At 60.5% G+C, this 20,399-nt stretch carries 26 protein-coding genes; 19 read left to right on the top strand and 7 right to left on the bottom strand.

Annotated elements, in window-relative coordinates:
- The first annotated feature begins 82 nt into the window (after positions 1 to 82).
- Positions 83 to 1,564: a leucyl aminopeptidase gene (locus tag J4E08_RS01265; protein ID WP_349536954.1), complete on the top strand. Its 1,482-nt coding sequence runs from the start codon at positions 83 to 85 to the stop codon at positions 1,562 to 1,564.
- 86 nt (positions 1,565 to 1,650) lie between these two features.
- Positions 1,651 to 2,109, top strand: a complete 459-nt coding sequence (locus J4E08_RS01270; protein ID WP_183965268.1) for a DNA polymerase III subunit chi — start codon at positions 1,651 to 1,653, stop codon at positions 2,107 to 2,109.
- A gap of 52 nt (positions 2,110 to 2,161) precedes the next feature.
- On the opposite strand, the gene J4E08_RS01275 is transcribed toward J4E08_RS01270, so the two are convergent.
- The 4 genes from J4E08_RS01275 to J4E08_RS01290 form a co-directional block, all read right to left on the bottom strand.
- Positions 2,162 to 2,743 carry a retropepsin-like aspartic protease family protein gene (locus tag J4E08_RS01275; protein ID WP_349536955.1) on the bottom strand — a complete coding sequence of 194 codons (582 nt, stop codon included), beginning with the start codon at positions 2,741 to 2,743 and terminating at the stop codon, positions 2,162 to 2,164.
- 61 nt (positions 2,744 to 2,804) lie between these two features.
- Complete coding sequence (locus J4E08_RS01280; protein WP_349536956.1) at positions 2,805 to 3,425, bottom strand: MarC family protein; 621 nt, start codon at positions 3,423 to 3,425, stop codon at positions 2,805 to 2,807.
- 58 nt (positions 3,426 to 3,483) lie between these two features.
- Complete coding sequence (locus J4E08_RS01285) at positions 3,484 to 4,038, bottom strand: J domain-containing protein (RefSeq protein WP_349536957.1); 555 nt, start codon at positions 4,036 to 4,038, stop codon at positions 3,484 to 3,486.
- Positions 4,039 to 4,365: 327 nt separating this feature from the next.
- A complete protein-coding gene (locus J4E08_RS01290) occupies positions 4,366 to 6,213 on the bottom strand; it encodes an ABC-F family ATP-binding cassette domain-containing protein (RefSeq protein ID WP_349536958.1) in 1,848 nt (615 codons plus the stop codon).
- Between the two features lie 197 nt (positions 6,214 to 6,410).
- On the opposite strand from J4E08_RS01290, the gene ndk reads away from it, so the two are divergent.
- Positions 6,411 to 6,833 carry a nucleoside-diphosphate kinase gene (gene ndk, locus J4E08_RS01295; RefSeq protein ID WP_183965258.1) on the top strand — a complete coding sequence of 141 codons (423 nt, stop codon included), beginning with the start codon at positions 6,411 to 6,413 and terminating at the stop codon, positions 6,831 to 6,833.
- 64 nt (positions 6,834 to 6,897) lie between these two features.
- Here ndk and J4E08_RS01300 read toward each other — a convergent pair whose 3' ends face one another.
- From J4E08_RS01300 to J4E08_RS01310, 3 genes are all read right to left on the bottom strand, one after another.
- Positions 6,898 to 7,305, bottom strand: coding sequence for a DUF4112 domain-containing protein (locus tag J4E08_RS01300; protein WP_349536959.1), 408 nt, complete (start codon positions 7,303 to 7,305; stop codon positions 6,898 to 6,900).
- Between the two features lie 12 nt (positions 7,306 to 7,317).
- Entirely contained in the window at positions 7,318 to 7,488 is a 171-nt protein-coding gene (locus J4E08_RS01305; RefSeq protein ID WP_183965254.1) for a YqaE/Pmp3 family membrane protein, read from the bottom strand.
- Between the two features lie 80 nt (positions 7,489 to 7,568).
- The gene (locus J4E08_RS01310; RefSeq protein ID WP_349536960.1) at positions 7,569 to 9,677 is read right to left on the bottom strand and encodes a methyl-accepting chemotaxis protein; all 2,109 of its coding nucleotides are present in this window, start codon (positions 9,675 to 9,677) and stop codon (positions 7,569 to 7,571) included.
- Positions 9,678 to 10,026: 349 nt separating this feature from the next.
- Here J4E08_RS01310 and J4E08_RS01315 point away from each other — a divergent pair, with 349 nt between their 5' ends.
- The 16 genes from J4E08_RS01315 to J4E08_RS01390 all read left to right on the top strand — a co-directional run bounded on the left by J4E08_RS01315 (position 10,027) and on the right by J4E08_RS01390 (position 20,398).
- Positions 10,027 to 10,377: a hypothetical protein gene (locus J4E08_RS01315; RefSeq protein WP_183965250.1), complete on the top strand. Its 351-nt coding sequence runs from the start codon at positions 10,027 to 10,029 to the stop codon at positions 10,375 to 10,377.
- Complete coding sequence (locus J4E08_RS01320) at positions 10,313 to 11,659, top strand: DNA-packaging protein (protein ID WP_502949227.1); 1,347 nt, start codon at positions 10,313 to 10,315, stop codon at positions 11,657 to 11,659. Before J4E08_RS01315 ends, J4E08_RS01320 begins: the two co-directional genes overlap by 65 nt.
- A 273-nt stretch (positions 11,660 to 11,932) precedes the next feature.
- Positions 11,933 to 13,138: a phage portal protein gene (locus J4E08_RS01325; RefSeq protein ID WP_349536962.1), complete on the top strand. Its 1,206-nt coding sequence runs from the start codon at positions 11,933 to 11,935 to the stop codon at positions 13,136 to 13,138.
- Positions 13,116 to 13,358, top strand: a complete 243-nt coding sequence (locus J4E08_RS01330) for a GTA head formation protein, RCAP_rcc01685 family (protein ID WP_349537444.1) — start codon at positions 13,116 to 13,118, stop codon at positions 13,356 to 13,358. The genes J4E08_RS01325 and J4E08_RS01330 overlap by 23 nt, the downstream gene beginning before the upstream one ends.
- Before the next feature lie 105 nt (positions 13,359 to 13,463).
- A complete protein-coding gene (locus J4E08_RS01335) occupies positions 13,464 to 14,012 on the top strand; it encodes an HK97 family phage prohead protease (RefSeq protein WP_349536963.1) in 549 nt (182 codons plus the stop codon).
- 61 nt (positions 14,013 to 14,073) lie between these two features.
- The gene (locus tag J4E08_RS01340; protein ID WP_349536964.1) at positions 14,074 to 15,255 is read left to right on the top strand and encodes a phage major capsid protein; all 1,182 of its coding nucleotides are present in this window, start codon (positions 14,074 to 14,076) and stop codon (positions 15,253 to 15,255) included.
- A gap of 165 nt (positions 15,256 to 15,420) precedes the next feature.
- Positions 15,421 to 16,011, top strand: coding sequence for a head-tail connector protein (locus J4E08_RS01345; protein WP_349536965.1), 591 nt, complete (start codon positions 15,421 to 15,423; stop codon positions 16,009 to 16,011).
- Positions 16,008 to 16,364, top strand: a complete 357-nt coding sequence (locus J4E08_RS01350) for a head-tail adaptor protein (protein ID WP_183965238.1) — start codon at positions 16,008 to 16,010, stop codon at positions 16,362 to 16,364. The genes J4E08_RS01345 and J4E08_RS01350 overlap by 4 nt, the downstream gene beginning before the upstream one ends.
- Positions 16,361 to 16,777 (top strand): DUF3168 domain-containing protein, encoded by a 417-nt coding sequence (locus J4E08_RS01355; RefSeq protein WP_183965236.1) that lies wholly within the window; start codon positions 16,361 to 16,363, stop codon positions 16,775 to 16,777. The genes J4E08_RS01350 and J4E08_RS01355 overlap by 4 nt, the downstream gene beginning before the upstream one ends.
- 45 nt (positions 16,778 to 16,822) lie before the next feature.
- Positions 16,823 to 17,245 (top strand): phage major tail protein, TP901-1 family, encoded by a 423-nt coding sequence (locus J4E08_RS01360; protein WP_349536966.1) that lies wholly within the window; start codon positions 16,823 to 16,825, stop codon positions 17,243 to 17,245.
- Positions 17,245 to 17,577, top strand: a complete 333-nt coding sequence (locus J4E08_RS01365) for a gene transfer agent family protein (protein WP_349536967.1) — start codon at positions 17,245 to 17,247, stop codon at positions 17,575 to 17,577. The genes J4E08_RS01360 and J4E08_RS01365 overlap by 1 nt, the downstream gene beginning before the upstream one ends.
- Entirely contained in the window at positions 17,564 to 17,773 is a 210-nt protein-coding gene (locus J4E08_RS01370) for a rcc01693 family protein (protein ID WP_349536968.1), read from the top strand. The genes J4E08_RS01365 and J4E08_RS01370 overlap by 14 nt, the downstream gene beginning before the upstream one ends.
- Positions 17,770 to 18,429, top strand: coding sequence for an RcGTA-type gene transfer agent tail tape measure protein (locus J4E08_RS01375; RefSeq protein ID WP_349536969.1), 660 nt, complete (start codon positions 17,770 to 17,772; stop codon positions 18,427 to 18,429). The genes J4E08_RS01370 and J4E08_RS01375 overlap by 4 nt, the downstream gene beginning before the upstream one ends.
- A 24-nt stretch (positions 18,430 to 18,453) precedes the next feature.
- Positions 18,454 to 19,086 carry a phage distal tail protein, Rcc01695 family gene (locus J4E08_RS01380; RefSeq protein ID WP_349536970.1) on the top strand — a complete coding sequence of 211 codons (633 nt, stop codon included), beginning with the start codon at positions 18,454 to 18,456 and terminating at the stop codon, positions 19,084 to 19,086.
- The gene (locus J4E08_RS01385; RefSeq protein WP_349536971.1) at positions 19,086 to 19,970 is read left to right on the top strand and encodes a phage/gene transfer agent baseplate hub protein; all 885 of its coding nucleotides are present in this window, start codon (positions 19,086 to 19,088) and stop codon (positions 19,968 to 19,970) included. The genes J4E08_RS01380 and J4E08_RS01385 overlap by 1 nt, the downstream gene beginning before the upstream one ends.
- Complete coding sequence (locus J4E08_RS01390) at positions 19,967 to 20,398, top strand: C40 family peptidase (RefSeq protein WP_349536972.1); 432 nt, start codon at positions 19,967 to 19,969, stop codon at positions 20,396 to 20,398. Before J4E08_RS01385 ends, J4E08_RS01390 begins: the two co-directional genes overlap by 4 nt.
- Position 20,399: the final 1 nt, after the last annotated feature.

A 20,399-nucleotide genomic window follows, 5' to 3' on the forward strand; every position in this document is an offset into this window, starting at 1 on the left:
GAAAGCAGGCTCTGGTCATCGGCGGCGGGCGGGGCTAGGTCTTTGGGCAAGGAACTGCTTACCTTTTCACAGGAGACCCGGAATGACTGACCTGCGCGACATTCGCTTTGCCGAGACTGATCTGGACGCCTTGACGGAGGTCCCAGGCAAGGTGGCGGTGCTGGTGCCTGCGGAAGGCACGATGGGCCCAAGCGCGCGGCGCGTAAACAAGCTGTCCAAAGGAGCACTGGCCCGTGCCCTGGAAAGTGAGGCCTGGGGCAAGTTGTCGGCGGGCGATGTCATGGCACTGAACTATCCCGCGGGCATGAAGGCCGAGGCCGTCGTCATGGTAAAGTTGCCGCGCCGCCCCTCGGTCGAGGACGCGCGCAAGGCCGGGGCATCGTTGGCCCGCTCCGCTGGCAAGGGAGAGATCACAGTGCTCACCGACGGGACGCGCCGGGCAGAGCAAGTGGCGCTTGGTCTTGGGCTGAAGGGGTATGCGTTTACCGCGCGCAAGGCAGAGCCGTCGGAGACACCCGCAGCGGCGACGATCATGGTCAAATCGGTTGAAGAAGCGGATGCTGCCTTCGCCGACACACATGCTGTGGCCGAGGGGGTCTTCTTTACCCGCGATCTGGTCAGCGAGCCGGCCAACGTGCTGGGCACGGTGGAGTTCGCCAACCGGTTGGAAGCGCTGCGCGACATCGGGCTGGAGGTCGAGGTCCTTGAAGAGGAGCGTCTTGCGGAGCTGGGCATGCGCGCGCTGCTGGCGGTGGGGCAGGGGTCTATCATGCCGTCGAAGGTGGTCGTCATGCGCTGGAAGGGCGGCGCGGATGAGGCGCCCCTGGCGCTGGTCGGCAAGGGTGTGGTGTTCGACACGGGCGGCATATCGCTGAAGCCGGCCGCCGGTATGGAAGACATGACCATGGACATGGGCGGTGCGGGCGTCGTCTCTGGCGTGATGAAGACGCTGGCGCTGCGCAAGGCCAAGGCCAATGTGGTGGGCCTCGTCGGTCTGGTGGAGAACATGCCGTCGGATCGCGCGACGCGTCCCGGCGATATCGTGAAGTCCATGAAGGGCGACATGATCGAGGTGCTCAACACGGATGCGGAGGGGCGCCTGGTTCTCGCGGATGTGCTTTGGCACACACAGCAAACCGAAAAGCCGGCTGCCATTGTCGACCTTGCCACGCTGACCGGGGCCTGCATCGTCGCCTTGGGCCACGACATGGCAGCGGTCTATGGGACGGATGAAGGCTTTACCAACGACTTCCTCAAGGCAGCGGCTGCCGAGGGCGAAGGTGCGTGGAGGATGCCACTGGCGAAGTCTTACGATGACCTGATCAAAGGCACCAAAGGCGACGTGAAAAACACGGGGGGTCGCGCCGCCGGGTCGATCACTGCGGCACAGTTCCTGAAACGCTTCGTTCAGGATGACATGCCGTGGATTCACCTCGATATCGCAGGTGTGGCGCAGGTCACCAAGGACACCACGCTGGCACCCAAGGGCGCGACAGGGTGGGGTGTCATGGCACTGGATCGGCTGATCCGTGACCGGTTTGAAGCTCAAGCCAAAGCGGAGTGATCCGGTTTGCGTTTGTTGGCACGCAAATTCGACGGGGGCGCGCTTTGGCGCGCTCTTCCGTATTATTTTAAGGGGCGCACAGGCTGATGGGGACCGCTTTATTCTATCATCTGACGCGGCAGCCTTTGGAAGTAACGCTGCCCATGCTTTTGGAAAAGTCTCTGGAACGCGGATGGCGTGTCGCGGTGCGTGGCACGGATCAGGGTCGCTTGCAGTGGCTGGACCAGCAACTGTGGCTTGGGCGCGAGGATGGGTTTTTGCCACATGGGGTCGAGGGCGGCCCGCATGACGCGGAGCAACCGATCCTTTTGATCAGCGGAACAGCGGCAGCCAATGACCCGGCCTGCCTGATGGCTGTGGACGGGGCCGACGTTGCCGCAGACGAGGTGAACAGATTGGAGCGGGTCTGCATCTTGTTCAACGGCCACGACGCCGACGCGGTGCAGGCCGCGCGTGGACAGTGGAAAGCGCTCAGCGGCGCGGGCTGCAAGGCGCAATACTGGTCCGAAGACGCGGGACGTTGGGAAAAGAAGGCCGAGGCCTGAGCCGGCTTATACCTTGAGGTTTCAGCGCGTATTTGTCGGATGCTGACACAAGTCAGCGTTCGAGGATCATTCGGCCACGCGAGATTTCCAACCGGTCAAACCGGTCGAGGTAGTCCATCCCAAGCAGCGACGTGCTCATTTCGGCACCGTTCACGTACGCTCTGACACGGTGGTCGAGAAATGGCCCGAGACCCACAGTGTCGAGCGTGACGGGGGCGGTTTCCACAACACCGTTTGCGGTCCGGGCAATGTCATAGAATGCCAGAGTTTCGGCACTCAGGCCAGCCGAGGCCGCGGCCTCGCGGCTTAGAACAATGCCGGATGCGCCCGTATCAACGACAAAGCGCACAGGCTGACCGTTAAGCTCCAACGTGACATAGTAGTGCCCATCATAGCCGCGCGGAATTTCCACATGGCCGTCCTCCGTCACAAGCGCCTGTCGCTCATTCAGGCTGCCTTGAACGTCCTGCCAAAGTCCCGCCGCAGCGATGGCGCCGATAAAGAGCAGCGCCCATGCAATAAGATTTTGAGTGAAACGTCCGGGAGACTGGCGGAAGGCCATGTAAACCCAGCCCAACCCACTGGCGGCGAGCAGCCCGAGAAACAAGGCCTGGGCCAATTGGTCGTTGCTCATCTCTTTGCTCCCTCAAAGCCCTGCCTTCTGTATGTAAGCGTTGGGTCAGGATCGGCAAAGGTCAGGGACCGCCGATACCGACACCTGAAAGCCCGTCCAGCACGAATTGCACCGATAGCGCGGCCAGCAACATTCCCAGGAGGCGCGTCGTTACGGTGATCCCGATCGGCCCCAAGGCCCGTTCGATGATGCCTGCCGACAGGAACATTCCCAAAGCCAACAGCAAGACAGTGCTCATCACAGCGAGGATGGCCGCCATGCCAAGAGCGCCGTCGGTTTCCCCCGCCAGCAGAATCATCGTGGCAATGGCTCCGGGGCCGGAAATCAGCGGGATCGCCAGCGGAAACACAGACGGGTCCGGTGGATGGTCACCTTCGGCCTGATCCTCGCGTCGCTTGGTGCGGCGTTCGAACAGCATGTCGAGCGCGGTAATGAACAACAAGATGCCACCCGCGATGCGAAAGGCGGGCATGGTGATTCCGATGAAGCCAAGAACAGCCTCGCCGAAAAAGGTGAAAAGGGTCAGCAAGGCAAAGGCGATCACCGTTGCACGGATGGCAATGGCCCGGCGTGCGGCCGTGGGGGTGCCTTGCGTCAGAGCGATGAAAATCGGTGTCAGGCCGATCGGATCAATGACAACGAAAAGTGTCGCAAAGGCGGAGATGAGGAAAGCGGTTTCCATATCTCTCGCCTAGGTGAGAACGCAGGACAGGTAAAGTCCTGTCGCAAATGCTATTGGGTCAGGCCGCACGTTTGAAGGCCGGCGGTTGGGGGATGTTGAGCGCCGCGCGGGCGGAGGCAAACGCACGGTTGGCTGTGGCCAGCGCCTTGCGCTCCGCCGGGGTAAACGGCTTTGCCGAGCGCGCGGCGTTTTGGCGGGCCTGTTCTGCGCGGGCGGCTCTTTCAGCTGCGGCTTTGCGTGCGTCTTCGTCGAGGCGCGCACGGTCCGCCCGTGCCTTTGCCTCTGCGGCGGCTTTGACGCGGGCCTGCTGTTCACGGAACGCTTGAGCCTGCGCGGCGGCGGCCTGTCGTGCGTCGTTCTCGGCACTGAAATCCGGTTGTTCGCGTTCGGCTTTGCGGTCTGCCCTGCGGAATGGCGTGTGGTGCCGCAGTTTGTCATAGGCCGCGTTCAGCTCGGCCAGCTTAGCATTCAGGTGGGCGGCATCTGCGGGACAGCGATCCGGATGGTTGGTCCGCACGAGACGTTTGTACGCGGCGCGGATGGTCGCCTGATCGTCAGCGGCAGTGACACCAAGGGTCTGGAACGGTGTCTGCGTTCCGGATGTACGGGCCATTTTGAGCGTCCTTCGGGTTGCCTGCGACACCGGCGGCCCCCGCAGCCTGTGCCTTCATTAAATAAGGCATAACCTGGGCAATTGAGTCGAAGAAGCCTCAATTTGGACATAAAGTTAACGCGACTTTGCCTTATCCACGCGCTTTGGGTCGGCGGAATGGCTGTTAACAGTTTGATTTTTAGGAGTTCGGCGATTGGGCGAGTGCGCGGAATTGAGGCGATTTCGTGTCCGGTATATCGCAACCAAATGCAAACCAGGGCCCGAATTTCTCAAGATGGGTAAATGAGCTGGCCCGGGCGAGATGCGCCCGAGCCGCTGCGGGGCGCATTAATCCGCTTGCGCCCGGTCCAGCTTTTCCTGAGCCTTGACCCAGAGTTCCTCGGCGCGGCCAAGGGCTTCCATGATCTCGGCGTATTTCTTGTTCCAGACCTCTAGTTCACCGACCTTTTCGTTGTCGTAAAGGTTCGGGTCTGCCAGTTTTTTGGCCAGTTTTTCCCGCATCTGTTCAAGCTTCGTGACGCGCTCTTCGCATTTACGGACGTCTGCGCGCAGGTCGAGCACCTGATCGCGGGTGGCGCGTTTTTGCTTTTGCTTGGGCTTCGCTGGTTTGGCCGGCGATTCCTTGGTCAGCAGCAGGGAGCGATAGGCGTCAAGGTCGTCGTCGTAGGGTTTGACAGTGCCGCCGGACACAAGCCAGAGGCGATCGGCGACCATGGACAGAAGGTGCATGTCGTGGCTGACAAGAATAACCGCGCCGTTGTAGGCGGTGAGCGCCTCCATCAGGGCTTCGCGGCTTTCGATATCAAGGTGGTTCGTCGGTTCGTCGAGGATCAGCAGGTGCGGCGCATCGAGCGTGGCGAGCAGCAAGGACAAGCGGGCCTTTTGCCCGCCAGACAGCCGTCCGACCTCAGTTTCTGCCTGCGCCGCATGCAGACCGAAACCTGCCAGACGCGCGCGGAGCTGAGCCGGTTGGGTGCCGGGTCGCGCGCTTTGCAAATGTTGCAGTGGGGTTTCGTTCAGGTGCAGTTCATCCACCTGATGCTGAGCAAAATAGCCAATCCGCAGTTTCGACGAGCGGACCATCTCTCCGTCAAGCAGCGCAAGCCGGTCGGCAAGCAATTTGGAGAGCGTGGATTTGCCCTGACCGTTTTTGCCAAGCAATGCGATGCGGTCATCTTGGTCGATGCGCAGGTTCAGGCGGTGCAGCACGGACGTGCCGTCATAGCCGGTGGAGCCGCCTTCGATGTTGATGATCGGCGGGCTGAGTTCGTCGGGCTGCGGGAAGGTGAAGACATGCTTCGCGGCCTCCTCGGGCGCGGTGACCATGTCCATCTTCTCAATCATCTTGAGACGTGCCTGCGCCTGTTTCGCCTTGGAGGCCTTGGCACGGAAACGGTCCACGAAGCCCTGCAGGTGGGCGCGTCGGTCCTGCTGCTTTTTGGCGGTGGCGGTCAGCTGGGCGCGCTTCTCTGCGCGCAGTTTGACAAAACCATCGTAGGGGGTGCCGTAGTACGTGAGTTTGCGGTCCTCAAGGTGAAGGATCGTGTTCACCGCGCGGTTCAACAGTCCCCGGTCGTGAGAAATCACGATGACGGTGTGCGGATATTTCGCCAGATAGGATTCGAGCCAGAGCGCCCCTTCGAGGTCGAGGTAGTTGGTCGGTTCGTCCAGCAACAGCAGTTCCGGTTGGGCAAACAGCACGCCGGCCAAAGCCACGCGCATGCGCCAACCGCCGGAGTAAGCGGAACAGGGGTTGCTGTGTTCGGGCGTGTCAAAACCCAAACCTTTGAGGATTGTGGATGCGCGGGCCTCTGCGCTCCAGGCGTCGATGTCGGCGAGACGGGTCTGTACCTCTGCCATGCGATGGCCGTCAGCGGTCTCGGCTTCTTTCATCAGGCTGGCGCGTTCTGTGTCGGCCTCCAGCACGGTGTCGAGGATTGTCGTTTCCGACGAGGGTACCTCTTGGCTGACACCGCCGATGCGCGACCGCGCCGGAATGTCGATTTGTCCGCCGTCCAGCGTGAGTTCACCGCGGATCAGGCGGAACAGCGTGGTCTTTCCCGCGCCGTTCGGTCCGACGAGGCCTACCTTGTGACCGTCAGGAATGGAGGCGGAGGCTTCCTCGAAGAGGGGGCGGCCGTCGATGGAGAAGTTGATTTTTTCGATGCGCAACATGAGCGCGCTTTAGCAGAGGGTTTCGCCCGGGGGAAGGTGCGTTGGGCTCTGCACTGTTTGCTAACGCAAAAGCGCCCGCCCACCGACCCATTCCCCCGCCGCATAGGCGGCCGGGGCTTTTCAACGGGGATAGCCCGTGGTACGCGCCTGCCCAGAATTAGGCCGGATCCTCCGGCCAGTATCAACGGAGAAAACCCATGGCTCTGGAACGCACCTTTTCCATTATCAAGCCCGACGCCACGCGCCGCAACCTGACAGGCAAGATCAACGCAAAGTTCGAAGATGCCGGCCTGCGCATCGTCGCACAAAAGCGCATCCACTTGACCAAAGCACAAGCGGGTGAGTTCTACAAAGTGCACGCCGAGCGCCCGTTCTACGACGAACTGTGTGAATTCATGGCCTCCGAGCCGATCGTCGCGCAGGTTCTGGAAGGTGAAGGCGCCATTGCGAAGAACCGTGAAGTGATGGGTGCAACCAACCCGGCTGATGCGGCTGCGGGCACTATCCGCGCAGAATTCGCAGAGTCAGTTGGTGAGAACTCTGTTCATGGGTCCGACGCTCCTGAGACCGCAGCGGAAGAAATCGCTTATTTCTTCTCCGGCCTTGAGCTGGTCGGCTGATCCAGTTTCGGGTCTAGACGAAATGCGAAGGGGAGCTAGACGGCTCCCCTTTTGCTTTATGACTTCAAGGATTTGCTGTGGCCGACCGACTGTCGGCACCAACGGGGGTTTGCGGTGTCAGGCCGTGCAGTGACTCGACATGCTCGCGAAGCATTGCTGCGTTGCGAAGGTTGGCTTTCCAACCCACATCAAAGATATCACCAACCAATGGTACGAGACCTATGAGCCAGTCTATGCCAAGGTTAACTCCCATACGGCCAAGCAAGGCGTGAGACGCGCCACATTCGTGCGCAAGTTTGACGATATAAGCAGATGGCGCCAGAGCGAGCGTGTCGCCTATGCCGGGAACCAAGCCGACTATGCTGTCGTAACCGATGCGGATTCGGGTGCCGGGGAGATGAAATGCGGCATCCATGCGACGGGCGATTTTTTCAGCCCGGTCGACGTTTCTCATATGTTGGTCAAGGGTCATTTCTTTTCCCCTTCAGGCTGCAACTGGGCGACGGGAGATGATCCATATGGCGTGCACGACGCCCGGCAGCCAACCCAGCAGCGTAAGCAGAATATTGATCCAGAAATGCTTGGTCAGACCCACTTCGAGGGCGACGCCGAGCGGTGGCAGGAACAGACTGAGCAGTATTCGAACAATATCCATCGTTCTTCTCCCTTTTTCGTGAGCTAAGGAGAGAACGCGTGATTGACCTTGGGGGTTCCCGTTTGACTTGGAAGGCAATGTCAGGCGGCGTTAGAGGTCTGAGCTTTCTCGCGATTGATCTGAAAGTCTGCGACGAACTGCGAGATGAGATTGGCCGTGTGGGTTATGTCAGTCGCTGTTGCGCGGCTGTCTCTGACCATTTTGGTATTGGCATTGGTCAAATCCTGAAGAATACGCATGGCGTGGTCGATGTCGGACAAATCCTCTGCATGAGACTTAGCCGAGGTTGAGACATCGGTCAGCGTGCTGTCCATGGATTGGATACTGGCAATCATGCTTTGCAGGGATTTTCCCGCTAAATTCACAAGCTCTACCCCGTTATGCACCTCCTTGTGGCTCTCCGATATGAGCTTCTTGATGTCCATTGCCGATTTCGAGGATCTGCCAGCGAGGTCGCGGACCTCTTCGGCGACAACTGCAAAGCCCCGTCCTGACTCACCTGCGCGCGCGGCTTCTACGCGGGCGTTCAGCGCCAGAAGGTTGGTCTGGAAGGAGATTTCTTCTATCACTGTTACGATCTTGGAGATTTCATCAGAACGGACGGCAATCCGATCCATGGCGGAAATAGCGGTGGCGACGGTCTGGTCGGATTGCGCAGCGTTATCTGAGGCGGTTCGTGCCTCGGATCTGGCTTCGTCCAGTTTGCTAAGATCACTGCGCATCTCATCGGCCACCCGATTGACTCCGCTGGCGCTGCTGGTGACGGTTTCGCTTTGCTGGCGGGTGCGTTGATCGAGGCTTTCGGTGTCCCTATCCATGTCGGTGGCGCTGTTGTTTAGGTTCGATACCGCTCCCGCAAGAGCAGAGATGACATCGTGCAAACGATCCCCAGTCGTGTTGAAATGCTGTCGAATATGGTCGTATTTCGGGTCAAGCGGTTCGTCGAAGCGGCGGGTCAGATCCGCTGCAGCCAAAGATTCCAATCCGTCCGCCATCATGTTGACGACCTTTTGGTGGATGGCGTTCAGACGGTCTTCGTCTTCGGCTTTGGAACGTGCAGAGGCATTGCGTTGGTCGAGCATTGCATTTTTGAAGTCATCAAGAACGCTTGCCATTCGACCGAGCTCAGACCGGCGAGAATAACGCGGCACGTCTTGCTCCAGATTGCCATCGCGGTAGATGCTCATCAAATTGATCAGGTTTTTGATCCGTCGTATCATATTTTCAAAAAAGAAAATTGAAAGTATTGCAGCAAGAATGGATATTCCTCCGATCATGGCAAAGGTGGTCCGGAGGCTTTGGCTTGCATCGGCGCGAATTGCCTCTGCAAGAGCCATGATTTCTGCCGATAACGCCACTTCCCTGTCTCGAAGAAGGTCGATCCAAGCGGTAGAGGCGGCGAACCACTCCGGCGCTGTGAAATTACCCATGTCGCCGGTATAAACCGATTGCGTGAGTATGTCGCGCATCTGCGAGACAGTTCGTGCAGAAGGTGAATTTTGAATTTCGGTCATGAACTCCGGACGCATCAGCTCATCGGCAGCAAGTTGAAGATTACTGCGTTGCGCCGCACCGAGACTGACAAATCGGATGTGTATGGGAGGGGCGAATGCTCCAGCGCCGAGGCCGGTTGCACCCATGGCACGTTCCAGTCCTGCGCTTTCCTTCGCTTGAGAAATTAGCATCTTAGCATCGAGACGAAAGCTGAGATCAGAGTTTGTGTCGACATGGAGGCTTTGGTTCGTGACATCGAGAAGAGCGTTGATCAGGCCAGTGTAGAAGCCGGCCAAATCCGGAACCGTGCGTTCTGTTGCTGTGATGGCGCGCCGCCATTCCTTTAGATCAGCGAGGGTGAGCTCGATCGCTGAAAAAGCCTCCGGGAAGTGCGTGCGCGCCGTGGCCGTCTGCATGGCAAAAGCCTTGATAGCGATGTCGGTAGCGTTGCGTTGCTCGGGCAGCGCATCGGCAAAGTTCTTGCCGCCCGAGGATGTGTATCCCGCTGAAAAACCGCGTTCCTTTTGAAGCTCGTGGATCAAATTTCCGATGTTATCGGTTTCGGTGATCGAAACGATGCTGGCGTCGAGCTCCGCAATATGGCCTGACATCTCTCGCCATTCTTGATGACTGAAATATGCCACCACAGCAAAAAGCGGAACGAGGATGAGTAACATGGATTCGCGCAGAGTCATGACAAGCCTTTCCCGACGTCGCCGGGAATCTGCGCTGTTTCGGTTAAGACATTCCTGACGCCTGACATGGCTTTCCGTAGAATTTGTCATTTCCGCAGTGCAGCCTTCATCCCTCAGGCGAGAGGATGGCGCGTCAGCCCTGTGTCGCGCGTTAAGGCGTGGTTTGGAAGTGTGAACAAATTCAACGCCTTGCGTTCGCTGTCTGGATTGACTGAGCGCACTGTCCTGAGTAGCTTTTCAGACATGCTGGACAAGGTGCGGCAGGGGCCAAAAGGGTAAGACCCATGGTGGCCGTTTCCGTGCCTGCCCGAGGAGGGGCAACCTTACAGGCAAAAAAGGTGTCGAGCATATGAGCAGCAAACAACAACAAGGCTGTGTTCTGGTGGTTCCGGTGTGTGAGGCCGGACGTCTTGAAGCGCAACGCGAAGAGATTGCGCAGACGTTGGACGAACTGGCTGCGGATATCCGCGACCTGCAGGGAAAAATCCGAAACGGCGAGGCGAAGAAAACCGAGGTCGGCGGTGTGATGTCTGACCTGCGATATTGGCTGAAAGCCCTGAGAGAAACGGAGGCTGAACTTGATACGATCAGAAAACGAGACAGTGGCATTGTCGGTGCCTGGGGGCTCGACCTTGATGCGGCAGAGCTTGAAATCGGGTGCCGTCTGGCTCGCATCCGAACCTGCTGCGAAGAGGGCTGAGTTCCTCGATGGGCTATCGGAAGGGGGGCGCATGGCGCTCCCTTTTCTTTTTGAATTCTGGGCGCATGGGCATCAGTTGCCACCAGATGGCGACTGGCGGGCTTGGGTGATCCTTGGCGGCCGTGGCGCAGGTAAAACGCGCGCGGGCGCAGAGTGGGTGCGCCGTCAGGTCGAAGGCGCATTGCCGCTGTCGCCGGGGAAAAGTCGGCGCCTGGCGATCATCGGCGAAACCTTCGACCAAGCACGCGAGGTCATGGTTTTTGGCGACAGCGGCATCATGGCCTGTTCGCCGCCGGATCGGCGCCCGACATGGCAGGCGACGCGGCGCTGTCTGGTCTGGCCCAATGGCGCCGAAGCGATGCTGTTTTCCGCCAGCGAACCTGAGGCGCTGCGCGGGCCACAGTTCGACTGCGCATGGGTCGATGAATTGGCGAAATGCAAGAAAGCTTGCGACACGTGGGACATGCTGCAATTCGGCTTGCGCCTGGGCGCGCATCCGCAGGTGTGTGTGACGACGACCCCACGCAACGTCGGTGTGTTGAAGGAACTCATGGCGGTGCCGTCCACTGTGGTCACGCAAGCGCCGACTGAGGCGAACCGCGCCAATCTGGCGAGTAGTTTTCTACAGGAGGTGAGGGCGCGCTATGCCGACACCTCGCTTGGGCGGCAGGAGTTGGACGGGATGTTGCTGGATGAGGTGGATGGCGCGCTTTGGACGCGAGAGATGATGGATGCCGCGAAAGGGGGACTGGTTCCCGGTCTGGAGCGCATCGTGGTTGCCGTCGATCCGCCTGCGGGAGACACGAAAAGATCAGACGCCTGTGGGATCGTGGTGGCCGGTGCGTGGCGTGCGGAGGACGGACGTTTGCATGTACATGTGCTGGAGGATGCCAGTGTACGGGGTATGCGGCCGCAGGGATGGGCGGGCGCGGTGGCGGCCGCAGCGAAACGCTGGGGCGCTGATCGGGTTGTGGCTGAGGTAAACCAAGGCGGAGCTATGGTCGAGGAGGTGCTTCATCAGGTGGACCCGGATCTTCCGGTGCGCCGTGTTCATGCGACGGACGGCAAGAGTGCGCGGGCGGAGCCTGTGGCTGCCTTGTATGAACAGGGGCGGGTACGCCACGCTGGCGGGCTGTCTGAGCTGGAATCGCAATTGTGCCTGATGACACCGATGGGCTTCGAGGGGCAGGGCAGCCCGGATCGTGTCGATGCGTTGGTTTGGGCGGTGACTGAGTTGGTCTTTGGCCGTGGACCACAGGCGCCGCGCGTCCGGTCTGCGTAACAGGCAGGTCGGGGGCAGCCCCGACCTTCGAAGTGTATATTTAAGTATCTGATATTTATTGTGAAAAACATGGGTCTGGGCACCGTACGGTGGTCCTACCCAGCCTTAACTTCCCAATCATAGTCTGTATCTCGAAGCGCGATTGACCGTGGGTCTTCGCCAGTTTGACGAGAAGCCAAGTCCAAGGGCCGTGAGACAGGATGTCGGCGCGCTCGGAGGTTTGTCACGGGTCCTTACGGCTTGGTGGCGACCGGAGGGAAAAGGAGCATGACCATGGTATTCGATTTTCTGCGGCGGTCCGGAACGCGCGATGTGGCGTCGGCTGTGCCTGAGGTGAAGGCCTCTGCCACCGGGCGCGTCGTCGCTCATATGTCCGGCGGACGCGTGGCCTGGAGCCCTCGGGATACGGTGTCGCTGACGCGGCAGGCGTTTGCGGGCAATCCGGTAGGGTTTCGCGCGGTGAAGCTCATCGCGGAGTCAGCGGCGGCACTGCCCCTAGTACTTCAGGATCAGACGGCCCGGTATGCCGAGCATCCGATCCTGAAACTTGTCACGGCACCGAACCCCGGCCAGGGCCGGGCGGAATTGTTCGAGGCGCTCTATGGCCAGCTGTTGCTGTCGGGGGATGGCTACGTCGAAGCGGTCGCCGGTGAACAGGGGCTGCCCTATGAGCTGCATGTGCTGCGCTCTGACCGGATGAGCGTTGTGCCGGGGCCGGATGGCTGGCCCGTGGCCTATGTCTACGAGGTGGCGGGGCGCAAGCATCGTTTCAATGTGACGGGCCCGGTGTCGCCTGTTCTTCATGTAAAGACGTTTCATCCGCAGGATGATCACTACGGCCTATCGCCTTTGCAGGCAGCGGCGCAGGCCGTCGATGTGCACAACAGCGCGTCACGTTGGTCGAAGGGGTTGCTTGATAACGCGGCGCGCCCCTCTGGTGCGATTGTCTGGAAGGGCGCGGATGGCCAGGGGCACCTGACAACGGAGCAATATGACCGCCTGACCGCCGAGATGGAGGCGCATCACCAAGGCGCGCGCAATGCCGGGCGACCGATGTTGCTGGAAGGTGGCCTGGATTGGAAGCCGATGGGCTTCTCGCCCAGCGATATGGAGTTCCAGAAGACCAAGGAAGCAGCGGCGCGGGAGATCGCTGTGGCCTTTGGCGTCCCGCCGATGCTGCTGGGGATTCAGGGTGAGGCGACCTATGCCAACTATGCCGAGGCGCATCGCGCGTTCTATCGTCAAACCGTGCTGCCGTTGGCCTCAAAGGTGGCGCAACAGGTGGGGCGTTGGCTGTCGGATTTTGTCAGCGAGGAGGTCGAGCTGCGGCCGGATCTTGATCAGGTGCCTGCGCTTGCCGTGGAGCGGGATGCGGTTTGGAACCGCGTGGCCTCGGCGGATTTTCTGACGGTGGCTGAGAAGCGCGCGGCGCTGGGCTTGCCGGCGTTGGATGCGGATGCGGAGCTTGGCGGTGACTGAACGACGCAGCCGGATGGAGCCTTTTGCCTGTGCGCCGGGGATGCGGCTGGAGGCACATGAGAGGGTCTCGAAGTTGCAGTTCGAGGCTTTGAACGACCGCTTCACACGGCTTGAGGCCCTGATGGAACGGTTGGAGCGACGGCTGTGGCTGGCGGTCTACGGCGTGGCGGCGGTGATCCTGGCGCAAGCGTTTCAAGGAATTTTGAGCGTCGCACCGTAAGTGCGCCGGGCAGAAGGCACCCGTAGGTGCGCCGGGCAGAAAGCGACCGTAGGTGCGCTGAATTTCAATGCGCTGCGAGGTGAGCACCTCAAAGGAGATACGGAAATGGATCTGGAACACAAGTTCTGCCGCTTCGATCAGGACGCGGTTTTGGTCGAAGGCATGAAGATAGAAGGCTACGCCTCACTCTTTGGCAAGTGCGACCAAGGCGGTGACGTTGTGTCAAAGGGGGCCTATGCCCGCTCGCTGAAGCGGCTGATTTCAGAGGGGCGCGCCGTAAAGATGCTGTGGCAACATGACCCGGCGCAGCCCATCGGCATCTGGGACGAGGTGCGTGAGGATGAGCGCGGCCTGTTCGTAAAGGGGCGGCTGCTCGACAGTGTGGAAAAGGGGCGGGAAGCCGCCGCGCTGATAGAAGCGGGCGCTATTGATGGTCTGTCCATCGGCTATCGCACGCTGAAATCGACAAAGAATGACAGAGGCCAACGGCTTCTGGCGGAACTGGAGCTTTGGGAGGTGTCGCTGGTGACCTTTCCAATGCTGCCCAGTGCGCGGGTGTCGTCCAAGGGGGAAGAGCTTCCTCAGGATATGGACGGCCTGCGCGAGTTGGCGGAGGCCCTGGAGGGTATGCGCCGGAACCTGACGGGCGTCTGACGCACGTCACGCATGGCCGCACCCCATGGGCGCGGTAGGGCACAATACGAGGAACATCAAGATGAGTGACACCGGGACCACGTCTCGGACCGGGGAAGATGTGTCTCCGGTCGCCCGAGTGAGTGCCGCGATGGCGGGACTGATCGGGGACTACAAGGCCATTCAGGCCGATCTGGAAGAAAAGCTTTCAAAACAGGAAGAGCGACTGACCATGCTTGATCATAAATCCGCCTTGGCGAAACGCCCAGCCCTTTCGACCCGCACCGAGGTCGAAGCCCCCCATCAGAAGGCGTTCGATGCCTATCTGCGCTCAGGGGATGATGATGGCCTTCGGGGCATTGAACTTGAAGGCAAGGCGATGTCCACAGCTGTAAATGCGGACGGCGGCTACCTGGTGGATCCTGCTACGTCGCAGATCATCAAGTCGAAGCTGGAAAGCCTTGTGTCGATCCGCGCAATTTCCAACGTCGTGAATGTTGAAGCCTCTGCCTTCGACGTCTTGATTGACCGCAATGACACCGGCGCGGGCTGGGCGGCGGAGACCTCCACGGCCGCGGAGACCGCGACGCCAACCATCGAACGCATTTCGATCCCGCTGTATGAGCTGAATGCCATGCCAAAGGTCTCGCAGCGTCTGCTGGATGACGCGGCGTTCGATGTGGAAAGCTGGCTGGCGGGTCGCATCGCGGACAAGTTCATTCGTGCCGAAGCGGCGGCCTTCATTTCCGGCGACGGTGTGGACAAGCCGACAGGCCTGCTGACCAACACCATCGTTGCAAACGCCACATGGTCCTGGGGGGCGCTCGGCTATGTGGCATCCGGCTCTGCCTCTGCGATCGACGACGCGGATGCGCTGATCGATCTCGTTTACGCGCTGGACAGCCGCTATCGCCCGAATGGCACCTTCGTGATGAATTCGAAGACCGCTGGCGCGCTGCGCAAACTCAAGGACAACGATGGACGTCACCTGTGGGCAGACGGGTTGGCTGCGGCGGAGCCTGCGCGTCTGATGGGCTACAAGGTATTGATCGCAGAAGACATGCCGGACATCGGGAGCAACACCTATCCGATCGCATTTGGTGATTTCGGTGCGGGTTACACCATTGCCGAGCGTCCAGACATTCGCGTTTTGCGCGACCCGTTCTCTGCGAAGCCGCATGTGCTGTTCTATGCCTCCAAGCGTGTGGGCGGCGGTGTCAGCGACTATTCGGCGATCAAGTTGCTGCGCTGCGCAACGTCGTAAACGCGGACCGGACCGGGGGGTGGTGAGAGCCACCTTCCGACGGGCGCGCGTGGTCCTGAGTTGTCCAGCTTCCCCTCCGCCCGTGCGACCTGGGCGGCGCGCGCCCACCTGATGATGGGGTCCCGAGCCGCAGCGGCGGCGGGCCGAGGATTTCGGAGAAGAAACATGATGTTGGTGGAAGAAACACAGGTGGCGGAGGCGGCTCTTCCCGTGGATGCGTTCAAGGCGCATTTGCGATTGGGCAGCGGTTTTTCCGAGACCGACCTGCAGGACGATCTGCTCGTCGCGTTCTTGCGGGCAGCGCTTGCCGCGATCGAAGCTCGCACATCCAAGGCCCTTATTCAGCGCGGTTTTGTGGTGACGTTTGAAGCGTGGCAGAATTTCGGACAGCAAAAGCTGCCGATCGCACCGGTCCAGTCTGTGACGGATGTTGTCGTTGTTGATGCCTTTGGCGGCACCGATGTGATGGACCCGGGCAAGTACCGTCTGATCAAGGACAATTTTGCGCCAAAACTGCGCGCTCTGGGCAGCTTTCCGAGCGTTCCTGAAGACGGGTCGGTGGAGATCCGATTTCAAGCAGGGTTCGGTTTCAGCTTTGCTGACGTCCCGGATGATCTGAAGCAGGCGGTGATGCTTCTGGCTGCACATTATTACGAGTATCGCGACGAGACAGCCCTGGGTCAGGGATGCATGCCCTTCGGCGTGACGAGCCTGATCGCGCGCTATCGTCCTGTGCGCATCGGACTGGGCGCATGAGGGGCGGGGCGGCACAGCGGTCTTTGCGACTGAACCACAAGGTGGTGCTGGAGACCTCGGGCGCGATTCCTGACAATGCGGGTGGCTCGTCTGTGACTTGGCTGCCGGTTGGCACGCTTTGGGCGAAGGTGAAGCCTGGGGCAGGGCGGTTGAGCACTGGCGAAGCTGGCGCGGTTTCCACCACGGATTTTGATGTCTGGGTGCGCGCGGCACCGATTGGTCAGTGGGCACGTCCCGTACCGGGCCAGCGGTTCACAATGGCCGGTCGGCGTCTGCTGATCGAGTCCGTCACGGAACAGGAACCACACGGTCTGTACCTGCGGTGCCTCTGCAAAGAGGAGGTCTACGTATGACCTATGCGCTTTCGGCTTCCTTGCAGACGGCTGTCTTTGGACTGCTTCAGGACAACATGCAGCTCGGATTGATGGTGGATGGGAACATCTTCGACAACCCGCCGTCGGGTCCGCTGCCCGCGATGTATGTTGCGCTTGGCCCGGAGCGGGTGCGGGACGCGAGCGATGGCAGCGACAGCGGTGCCTGGCATGAATTCGTGATTTCCGTGGTGTCAGAAAATTCAGGTTTTCTGGGTGCCAAGCAAGCCGCCGGTCTGGTGAGCGACAGCTTGCAGGATGCGCAGGTCGCACTGACCCGTGGCCGGCTGATCGGCATGTGGTTTCGCAAAGCCACCGCCAAACGAGAAACCGATGGGCGACGTCGGATTGATCTGACGTTTCGCGCTCGGGTCGAGGACACGACTGCGCCTTGAGGGGCCGGTCAGGGACAATCAAACATCTTGGACGGAGTATGAATTATGGCTGCTCAAAACGGTAAAGATCTGTTGATCAAAGTGGACATGACCGGCAATGGGGTCTTTCAAACCATGGCGGGGCTGCGGGCCACGCGGGTCAGTTTCAACGCCGATAGTGTGGATGTGACCACGCTCGAAAGCCAGGACGGCTGGCGGGAACTGCTGGCGGGTGCCGGGGTGAAGTCGGCCAACATCAGCGGGTCTGGCGTCTTCAAGGATGACACCTCGGACGAGCGCGCGCGGCAGATCTTCTTTGATGGTGTCACCCCGGACTTTCAGGTGATCATTCCGGATTTCGGCACAGTCGAAGGCAAGTTTCAGCTGACCTCTATCGAGTACGCGGGATCTCACAACGGCGAGGCGACCTATGAGATGGCGCTTGCCTCTGCGGGGCATCTGGTCTTCACCGCCGCCCCGGTGGCGTGATGGCCAATCCGTGGCGGGGAGATGTGGCGCTGGTCATTGATGATAAGCGCCATGTGATGCGGCTGACGCTTGGTGCGTTGGCGGAGCTTGAAGCGGGTTTGCAGACCGGATCCCTGGTGGAGCTGGCGCAGCGGTTCGAGGCGGGCAACTTCAGCACTCGTGACGTTTTGGCGCTGATCGTGGCGGGTCTGCGCGGCGGTGGCTGGGCTGGACGGGCTTCGGATCTGACGACAGCTGAAATCGAAGGCGGGCCTATGGTGGCTGCTCGGGCTGCGGCTGAGCTGTTGGCCCGTGCCTTCATGGTGCCGGAGCAGGCAGATGGCGCGGCCTGAGCCGGAAGGCTTTGACTGGCCCGCGTTGATGCGGGCCGGCATGCGGGGCCTCGGGTTGAAGCCTTGGGAGTTCTGGGCGCTGACCCCCGCCGAATTGCAGATGCTGCTTGGTGAAGGCTCTGGCGGGCGCCCATTGGGGCGTCAGCGGCTGGACGCGCTGATGGCGGCCTTTCCGGACAGGAGTGAAGAGATATGAATACACTGGATGTGGATGATCTGGGCGAAGAGGCGGCCAAGCTGGAACGATCCCTGTCCGGGGCCACCAGCATGGCAGCGGCCTTTGACGCAGAAATGCACAGGATCAACACGACCTTTTCCGCCACGGGGCGCAGCGCCGTCCGGTTGGAGGCAAGCCTGTCGCGCGGTGTGTCGCGCGCCATCGACGGCGTGGTGCTGGACGGCATGAAACTTTCGGACGCGCTGGGCACCGTAGCGCAGTCGATGATCGACGCGGCATGGAAAGCCGCGGTCCGTCCTGTGGCCAATCATGTCGGTGGCTTTATAGCCTCTGGCGTGTCGTCGGTACTGGGCGACCATTCATCATTTGCGAAGGGGGGCGGTTTTGCCCAAGGCCGGGTGATGCCCTTTGCCAACGGTGGGATCGTGAATGGCCCGACGGTATTTCCGATGCGGGGCGGTGCGGGTCTGATGGGCGAGGCAGGGCCCGAAGCCATCATGCCACTGGCACGTGGGGCCGATGGCAAACTGGGCGTGCGGGCTGCTGGTGGCGGTCAACCGGTCACGGTGATTATGAACATCACGACGCCGGATGCGAGGTCTTTCGAGCGCAGTCAAAGCCAGATCGCGGCACGAATGAGCACGGCGCTGGGCCGTGGTGCGCGCAATCGCTGAAAATCAAGGTAGACGGAGGGACAGATGGGCTTTCACGAGGTGAGATTTCCGACGGACCTGAGCTTTGGCTCGGTCGGCGGGCCAGAGCGGCGGACCGACATCGTCTCGCTGACAAGCGGGTTCGAAGAGCGCAACACGCCGTGGGCACATTCGCGCAGGCGTTACGACGCGGGGCTTGGGATGCGGTCGTTGGATGATGTGTCTTCGGTGATTGATTTCTTCGAGGCACGGCAGGGGCAACTGTTCGGATTCCGATGGAAGGACTGGGTTGATTTCAAATCCTGCTTACCGTCTGACACGATATCTGCGTCGGACCAGGTCATCGCATTGGGGGATGGGGCGGCGGTCAGTTTTCCGCTGATCAAGACCTATCGTTCGGGCGAGGGATCCTATGCGCGGCCGATTACCAAGCCCATGGCAGGTAAAGTGGTGATTGCCGTTGATGGGACCGCTCTGACTGAGGGAGTGGATTTTACCGTCGATGCAAGTACTGGGATCGTCACCCTCGCCACCGCGCCGGCCTCAGAGAAGGAAGTCACAGCGGGTTTCGAGTTTGATGTGCCGGTCCGCTTTGACACGGATCGGATCACGGTCAGCGTGGCGAGCTTTCGCGCGGGCCAGGTGCCGGATGTGCCGGTCGTGGAGGTGCGGGTCTGATGGGACGAGAAGCGTTACATGCGCATCTGGCAGAGGGTGTCAGTACGGTCGCACGCGCCTGGGCAGTCACACGGTCGGACGGCGTCATCCTTGGCTTCACCGATCATGATCGTGACCTTGCCTTTGATGGCGTGACCTTCAAGGCGGAGACAGGCTTGACCGCCCGAGCTTTGGCACAGGCGACGGGTCTGTCGGTGGACAACACTGAAGCCATGGGCGCGCTCACCGATACTGCGATCCGTGAGGAAGACATCGCTGCTGGCCGCTATGATGGGGCGGAGGTGACAGCGTGGTTGGTGAATTGGGCTGATGTCGACGCCCGGCGCGTCATGTTCCGAGGCCATATCGGCGAGCTTCGTCGTGGCGACGGTGCGTTCCACGCCGAATTGTGCGGGCTGACGGAACGACTGAACCGACCTGTAGGGCGCGTATTTCAAAAGCCCTGCACAGCGGTCTTGGGCGACAGTTCCTGTGGCTTTGACCTCGGAACCGGAGGCTACCGTCATGAAACCGCTTTGGACGCTGTCGAAGATGCACGGGTGTTCGATTGCGGGATGTTGTCTGAATTTGCAGATGGCTGGTTTCAACGTGGCAAGCTGACAGTTTTGAGCGGTTCAGCTTCTGGCCTTGTTGCGGCGATAAAGCGTGATCACCGAACATCCGATGGCTCTCGTGTCATCGAGATCTGGGAACCGCTGCGCGCTAAACCGCAGGCAGGCGACTTGGTGCGGCTCGATGCTGGCTGTGACAAGCTGTTCCGCACCTGTCGCGAAAAATTCGCCAACCTGATCAACTTTCAAGGATTCCCTGATGTGCCGGAGGATGACTGGATGACAGTCCAACCTTCCAGTGCAAAGGCAAAGAACGGGGGGAGCCGACGATGACTGCCATTGTGACCGCGGCGCGCGCATGGATCGGGACGCCTTATGTGCACCAGGCTTCTGTCAAAGGCGCTGGATGCGATTGCCTTGGTCTGTTGCGCGGTGTCTGGCGCGACATCATCGGAGCAGAGCCGGAGCCCATCCCGGCCTATACCCGCGATTGGTCTGAACCTCAGGGGGACGAGCGTCTTTTGCGCGCGGGCCTGACCCATCTTCGCCGCAAGACACTGACTGATGCGGTCCCCGGTGATGTTCTGCTCTTCCGCATGCGCGATGGCGCGGTGGCCAAACACCTAGGCGTGCAGGCTGAGGTCGGGCAGTCCCCGAGTTTCGTCCATGCCTACAGCGGTCACGGCGTGATCGAAAGCGCGCTAAGCGCACCATGGGCGCGGCGGGTGGTGGCCCGTTTTACCTTTCCAACGGAGGCTTGAG

Source organism: Sagittula sp. NFXS13 (assembly GCF_040148795.1).
Taxonomy (GTDB): domain Bacteria; phylum Pseudomonadota; class Alphaproteobacteria; order Rhodobacterales; family Rhodobacteraceae; genus Sagittula; species Sagittula marina.